Origin of the sequence: Isoptericola hypogeus, assembly GCF_039531145.1 — a bacterium.
GTDB lineage: Bacteria > Actinomycetota > Actinomycetes > Actinomycetales > Cellulomonadaceae > Isoptericola > Isoptericola hypogeus.
In genome coordinates this window covers 413446-419821 of sequence record NZ_BAAAPM010000002.1, presented here as the reverse complement: position 1 = coordinate 419821, position 6376 = coordinate 413446, and the positions used below count along the sequence as shown (strand labels likewise).

The following is a 6376-nucleotide window of genomic DNA, read 5'->3' as shown; positions in this document are numbered from 1 at the left end:
GGGCTTTCTGGCTCAGGTGAGTGCGTCGCCACACCGCGTTGGAACCGGTTCGAACCCGGGCGGGGGCACGTCGCGCGTCATCGACGTCGTCACGGCGGCCCCCGCCCGGGCGAACGCCTCCACGACGCGGCGCACGGCGAGCCGCTGCGCCCGGTCGGGGCGCAGGACGGCGGAGACGTGCCGCGCGGATGCGACCCCGGACAGCTCGCGCAGCGTGAGCGCGTCGCCGGTCGGCGTGGTGAACCGGGGCAGCACGGCGACGTGCCGGCTGCTGGCGACCAGCGCCTCGATGAGGCGGTTGTCGCGCAGCCGCTGGGTGATCCGCAGGCGGGTCCCGGTGGCCTGCTCGACCGTCTGCCGCACGGTGTCGAACGGGAAGCCCACCGGGACGCCGATCCAGTCGCAGTCCACGAGGTCCGCGGGGTGCACGACGTCGCGGGCCGCGAGCGGGTGGTCGGCCGCCATCGCGATGTCGAGGGGCTCGCGGGCGAGGGGCACCACGACGAGCCCGTCGGTGCCGGCGGGCCGGACGCTCGTGAGGCTGTGCGCGATCACGACGTCGTGGTCGGCGGTGAGCCCGCCGTACTCCGCCTCGGCGATGTCGGTGTCGGTGCAGCGCAGCGTGATCGCCGTGCCCGCGAGGTCGCGCACCACGCCCGGCAGCAGGAACGTGGCCGCGCTCGGCAGCGCCGCGACGCTCACGGTCCCGGACGGCTCGCCGCGGAACGCGTCCCAGCGCGCCTGCACCTCCTCGACGGCGGCAGCGACGCTCGTCGCGCCCTCGGCCAGCAGGCGGCCCGCCTCGGTGAGCCGCACACCGCGCCCCGCCGGCTCGACCAGGGCCGTGCCCAGCTCGCGCTGCGCGGTCCGCAGCTGTTGGGAGACGGCCGACGGCGTGCGGTGCGTGGCGCGGGCGACCGCGGTGACGCTGCCGCGGTCGGCGAGCTCGCGGAGCAGCTCCAGATGGCGGACGTCCATGAAGTCAGCCTACAAATACGATGAACTGATTGTCGCTTGTCCTTAAGCGTGACTCGGCCGAGGCTGGTCGCATGCCCGCCCGCCACCGGCTGCTCGCCGCGCTCGTCGCCCTCATGTGGGGTCTGAACTTCATCGCCATCGAGGCGTCCCTCGAGCACTTCCCGCCGATGTTCCTCGTGGCCCTGCGCTTCGCGGTCATCGCCGTCCCGACCGTGCTGTTCGTCCCGTGGCCCCGCGTCCCGGTGCGCTGGCTGGTCGGCTACGGCCTCGGCTTCGGCACGTTGCAGTTCCTGTTCCTGTACTGGGGGATGTCGGCCGGCATGCCGGCCGGCCTGGCCTCTCTCGTGCTGCAGATGTCGGGGCCGTTCACCGTGCTGCTGGGCGCGACGTTCCTGCGCGAGCGGGTGAGCGGGCGGCAGATGCTCGGCATCCTGGTCGCCGTCGGCGGGCTCACGCTCGTGGCGTGGCAGCGGGCCGAGAACGCGAGCGTCGTGCCGTTCCTCCTCACGCTCGCCGGCGCGTTCGGCTGGGCGATCGGCAACGTCTGCAACCGGCAGGCCCGACCGGAGAGCCCGCTGCGGCTCACCCTGTGGATGTCGGTCGTGCCGCCGGTGCCGATGCTCGCCCTGTCCCTGGTGGTCGAGGGGCCCCACGAGATCGCTGCGTCGCTCACCTCGTTCGACGAGCCCGGCGCCGTGGGCGCCCTGGTCGGTCTCGCGTACACGGTGCTGGTCGGCACGGTGCTGGGCTCGGGCGTGTGGACGTGGCTCATGGCCCGGCACCCGGCCGGCGTGGTGGCGCCGTTCTCGATGCTCGTCCCGGTGGTCGGGATGACGGCGGCCTGGCTGATCCTCGGCGAGCGCGTCACGGTGGCCGAGGGCGCGGGCGCGGCGCTCGTCGTGGGCGGGGTGCTGCTGGGCAGCACGCGGGCCCGCGCGCGTCGGCTTCTGCCCGTAGCAGAAGGCGGGCCCGGTGCGCCCGCCCCCGAGCCCTCGGGGGCGGGACGCGGGTAGCGTCGTCGGCATGACCCTGGTCACTGGAGGCGGGACCCAGCACGTGCGCGAGCCGCTCCTGCGGCACCTGGTGGGCGCCATCCTGCGCCGCGCCCGGCTGCGGCAGGGCCGGACGCTGCAGGAGGTCGCGTCCGCGGCCCGGATGTCCACCGCGTACCTGTCGGAGGTGGAGCGCGGCCGCAAGGAGGCGTCGTCGGAGGTGCTGGCCGCCGTGTGCACCGCGCTCGGCATCCGGCTCGTCGACCTGGTCGCCCAGGCGCACGACGCGCTCGCCGCGAGCGTCGAGCAGCAGGTCCGGGTGCTCACCTCGGTGCCGGCCGGGTCGTCGCCGGTGCTCCCGACGTCCGCGCGCCACGTGCGCTCGGCGACGACGTCGGACACCGTCACCCTCGCCGCCTGACGGCTACCGTCGGGCAGCATGGAGTTCTTCTGCTATCACCGGGACCGACCGGGTTCGGCCGCACTGCGCGAGAGGCTCAACGACGAGCACCTGGCCTACATGGACGGGTTCGCAAGCCGGATGATCGCGCGGGGCCCGACGATGGCCGACGACGGCCGGACGCCGACCGGCAGCGTGCACATCCTCGACCTGCCGAACCCCGAGGCCGCACGCGCGTTCGCGTTCGACGAGCCCAACTACCAGGCCGGCGCCTACCGGGACGTGCTGCTCCGCCGGTGGCACAACACGCTCGGACGCACCATGTGGGACTTCGCCGGCGGCCCGGACGGTGACGACCGGTACCTCGTCCTCGGCCTCGGCTGGCGGGGGAGCGGCGAGGCGCCGGCCGCGCCGGCCGGACAGGAGGGCCTCGTCGCGGCGGGGCCGCTCCTGTCCGACGACGGCGCCGCCGTCCTCGGCACGGCGGTGCTGGTCGAGGCCGCCGGCGCCGTCGAGGCACGCGACGTGCTGGTCGCGGACCGCTACGCGGTCGTCGAGGTCCACCACTGGTACTTCGGCGGGCGTCCCTAGGCCGCGGCGCGGGCCGACTGCTTGCGCGTCGTGACGACGGCGTCCGCGATGCCGTAGTCGACCGCCTCGTGGGCGGACAGGATCAGGTCCCGGTCGGTGTCCGCCCGTAGCCGCTCGACCGTCTGGCCGGTGTGCCGGGCCAGGAGCTGCTCGGTCTCGGCGCGCAGCCGCAGCACCTCCTTGGCCTGGATCGCCAGGTCGGAGACCGTCCCCTGGCCCTGGCCCGACGGCTGGTGCAGCAGCACGCGCGAGTGCTCCAGCACGGTCCGCCGGCCGGGGGTGCCGGCGGCGAGCAGCACGGCCGCGGCCGACGCCGCCTGGCCCATGCACGTCGTGGCCACGTCGCAGCGCACGTACTGCATCGTGTCGTAGATCGCCGTCATGGCCGTCGCGGAGCCGCCGGGGGAGTTGAGGTACAGGCCGATCTCCTGCTCGGGGGCCTCGGACTCCAGGTGCAGCAGCTGCGCCATGACGACGTTCGCCACGCCGTCGTCGATCTCGGTGCCCAGGAAGACGATGCGGTCGCGCAGCAGCCGGCTGAAGACGTCGGAGTACCGCTCGCCGAGCGGGGTGCGCTCGACGACGTTCGGGATGGTGTAGCTCGACATCACAGCCCCGCCTTCCGGCCGGCGGCCGCGGGCCGCACGTCCTCGACGGACTCGACGATGCGGTCGACGATGCCGTACTCGAGCGCCTCGGCGGCGGTGAACCAGCGGTCCCGGTCGCTGTCGGCGGCGACCTGCTCGACGGTGTGGCCCGTGTGCTGGGCGGTGAGCTCGTGCATCACCCGCTTGGTGTGCTCGAGGTTCTCCGCCTGGATGGCGATGTCCACGGCGGTCCCGCCGATGCCGGCCGACGGCTGGTGCATCATCACGCGGGTGTGCGGCAGGGCGTACCGCTTGCCCTTCGTCCCCGCCGTGAGCAGGAACTGGCCCATGCTCGCGGCGAAGCCGAAGCCGACCGTGGCGACGTCGTTCGGCAGCAGCCGCATCGTGTCGTAGACGGCGAGCCCCGCGGTCACGGAGCCGCCGGGGGAGTTGACGTACAGGGCGACGTCGGACGTCGGGTCCTCCGCCGAGAGCAGCAGGAGCTGCGCGACGACGCGGTTCGCGACGGCGTCGTCGATCTCGCTGCCGACGACGACGATGCGCTGGTGCAGCAGCCGCACGGAGAGCTGGTCGTCGAACGCGGCCTGGGCCGGTGGGGTGGGGTTGCTGAGGGTGGGTGTGCTCATGCGTCCACCGTGCGCCGCCGCGCCCGGCCGCGGGAGGGATATCTGCCCGGAGCGCATCTGCCCACGGCAGACGCGCTCCGGGCGGACCGTTCTCGGCCGGCCCCCGGCGGACGGTCAGCGTCCGCCGAGCCGCCGACGCAGCAGCACCAGGGCGAGCCCGCCCAGCACGAGCACGAGCGCGACCGGCACCAGCCAGGCCTGGTCGAAGCCCGTGGCGGGCATCGGGCCGGACTCGGCGACCACGTCGCCGGGGGCGACGTCGGGCATCGCGCCGGGCGGCGGCTGGGGATCGCGGTCGCCGCGCGACGTGCCGTCGTCACGGCCGTCGTCGGCGCCGCCACCGTCGTCGTCACCGCCGCCGCCACCGTTGTCGCCGGGGTCGCTGCCGCCCGGGCCGTTACCGCCCGGGCCGTCGCCGTCACCCGGCGGGTCCGTCGGGTCGGGCTCGTCCGGCGGGTCGCTCGGGCCCGGGCCGGGGTCGGGCTCCTGGACCACAGGTCCGCCGCCGAGCCACGCCACGCTCTGCGTGTCCTCGGCGAAGGTGCCGACCGCGTCGCCGGGCTGGGCCGCGACCGGCGTGCTCACGGCCTCGTGGGCCGAGCTGCGCACCGTCCTCGGGAGGGCGGGGTGCTCGCGCTCGAAGCGCTCCGTGGACACCGGGTCGCGCGGCGACCGCGCGAAGTCGACGCCTCCGCCGACCTCGATCCAGAACTCGCCCTGCTCGTTCTCCCACTCGTAGCGGAACTGCACCGTCTGGAAGTCCTCGACGTACTCGTCGAAGATCGGCTGCGGGTCCCACTCGGTGCGCGCCGGCCAGTCGGAGACGTCGCCGGCCCGGATGATGTCGTGGAACGCCCCCGGGCGCCGGGCGTCCCGCTCACGCAGCCACTGTGCGGCCACGCGCGCGGTGTAGACGCGGCGCAGGTCGGCGAACTCCGGGGCGGTGTTCACCTCCTCCTCGAGCTCCGGCTCGAGAACCTCCTGCATGACCTCGAAGTTGCGTTCGAGGATCGCCTCGGGGGCGGTGCAGCCCGGACCGCCGGGCCGCGGGGACTGGATGTCCATCCGCTCGTGCTGCACCCGCAGCGGAGCGTCGAGGATGTACAGCTGGTCGCCGTCGACGCGGACGGTCGCCGCGTGCGGCTCGATCCAGATGCGGTAGGAGTCGAAGCACGGCACGCCGTCCTCCGTCCGTTCCAGGGACTCCCAGAACTCGGCGCCGGTCTCGCTCTCCGGCCGCATGAGGTCGGTGTGCGCGCGCTTGAGCTCGAGGTCCGCCTCCAGCAGCACGCGGCCCGCGTCGGTCGTGGCGAACTCCTCGTCGATCACGGTGTCGGGGGTGTCCGGGTTGAGGTTCACCCAGAACTGGCTGGGGTCGAGCGCCAGCCACGTGAAGAGCGCGTCGGAGGAGAGGTTCAGCGCGGCCTCGCCCCCGAACGACGGCTCCGCCTCGCCGTCGTCCGCGAGCTCGCCGGCGGAGAACGCGTACTGGAAGTCCCCGCTCTGCGGGGTCTCGGAGACGTAGTGCAGCTCGAGCGAGGTCCAGTCGATGCCGCCGGGCCGGCGCGGGGAGAAGTCCTTGCGGCGGGAGTCGTTCGTGAGGTCGTTCTGGACCTGCTGCCGCGCGCGGGCGTCGGAGAGGCTCTTGCCCGACCGGTTCGCGAGATCCTTGGCGGCGCCCCCGGTCGGCTGCTGCGGGTTGGGGCTGAGCTGCCCGCCCGTGGGCTTGCTCGGGTTGGTCAGCACCGCGGTCGAGCGCAGCGTCGCGTGCTGGACGCCGTGGCGGGCCATCCGGTCCAACGTCGGCTGCCGGAGCTCGCGGCTGGTGATGTACACGACCTTCCAGCCCTTGCGGGTGAGCTCACGGTCGAGCCTGAGCTGGCGGTCGGTGATGCGGGAGTTGCCCGACTTGACCTCGTAGGCGATCTTCAGCTTGCGGTTGACGGAGTCGAACCTGCGCTCCTTCGAGAGCCCCTCCTCCTTCCACAGGCGGTTGTCCTCGCACATCCAGTCCGCGCCCCGCAGCTTGAGCCGCTTGGCCACGTTCCGGTGGTACGCGTCGCCGCGGGCGTCGTTCGCCTGGTTGGGGACGTACGAGGCCTTCCAGTCGGCCCAGCTCAGCTTCGGGCTGCCGGCCTTGTACACCTTCCACCGTCGCAGCATGTGGTCGAGGGTCCCCGC

7 protein-coding genes are annotated in these 6376 nt (G+C 73.8%); 3 read left to right on the top strand and 4 right to left on the bottom strand.

Translation table 11 applies throughout. The features are described from left to right. Window positions 1-12: 12 nt before the first annotated feature. Window positions 13-978, bottom strand: coding sequence for a LysR family transcriptional regulator (locus ABD254_RS02290; RefSeq protein ID WP_344245220.1), 966 nt, complete (start codon window positions 976-978; stop codon window positions 13-15). A gap of 71 nt (window positions 979-1049) precedes the next feature. Here ABD254_RS02290 and ABD254_RS02285 point away from each other — a divergent pair, with 71 nt between their 5' ends. The 3 genes from ABD254_RS02285 to ABD254_RS02275 are packed head-to-tail and all read left to right on the top strand — an operon-like array spanning window position 1050 to window position 2961. Continuing rightward, on the top strand, window positions 1050-1991 hold the full coding sequence (locus ABD254_RS02285; protein ID WP_344245218.1) for an EamA family transporter: 942 nt from the start codon (window positions 1050-1052) through the stop codon (window positions 1989-1991). 10 nt (window positions 1992-2001) lie between these two features. Further along, window positions 2002-2391 (top strand): helix-turn-helix domain-containing protein, encoded by a 390-nt coding sequence (locus ABD254_RS02280; protein WP_344245216.1) that lies wholly within the window; start codon window positions 2002-2004, stop codon window positions 2389-2391. A gap of 18 nt (window positions 2392-2409) precedes the next feature. Further along, window positions 2410-2961, top strand: a complete 552-nt coding sequence (locus tag ABD254_RS02275) for a YciI family protein (RefSeq protein ID WP_344245214.1) — start codon at window positions 2410-2412, stop codon at window positions 2959-2961. On the opposite strand, the gene ABD254_RS02270 is transcribed toward ABD254_RS02275, so the two are convergent. From ABD254_RS02270 to ABD254_RS02260, 3 genes are all read right to left on the bottom strand, one after another. Continuing rightward, complete coding sequence (locus tag ABD254_RS02270; RefSeq protein WP_344245212.1) at window positions 2958-3569, bottom strand: ClpP family protease; 612 nt, start codon at window positions 3567-3569, stop codon at window positions 2958-2960. The two genes, ABD254_RS02275 and ABD254_RS02270, sit on opposite strands and share 4 nt — an antisense overlap. Further along, entirely contained in the window at window positions 3569-4195 is a 627-nt protein-coding gene (locus ABD254_RS02265; protein ID WP_344245210.1) for a ClpP family protease, read from the bottom strand. Before ABD254_RS02265 ends, ABD254_RS02270 begins: the two co-directional genes overlap by 1 nt. Before the next feature lie 114 nt (window positions 4196-4309). After that, window positions 4310-6376 (bottom strand): hypothetical protein (locus ABD254_RS02260; RefSeq protein ID WP_344245208.1); only part of this gene is annotated, 2067 nt, incomplete at its 5' end.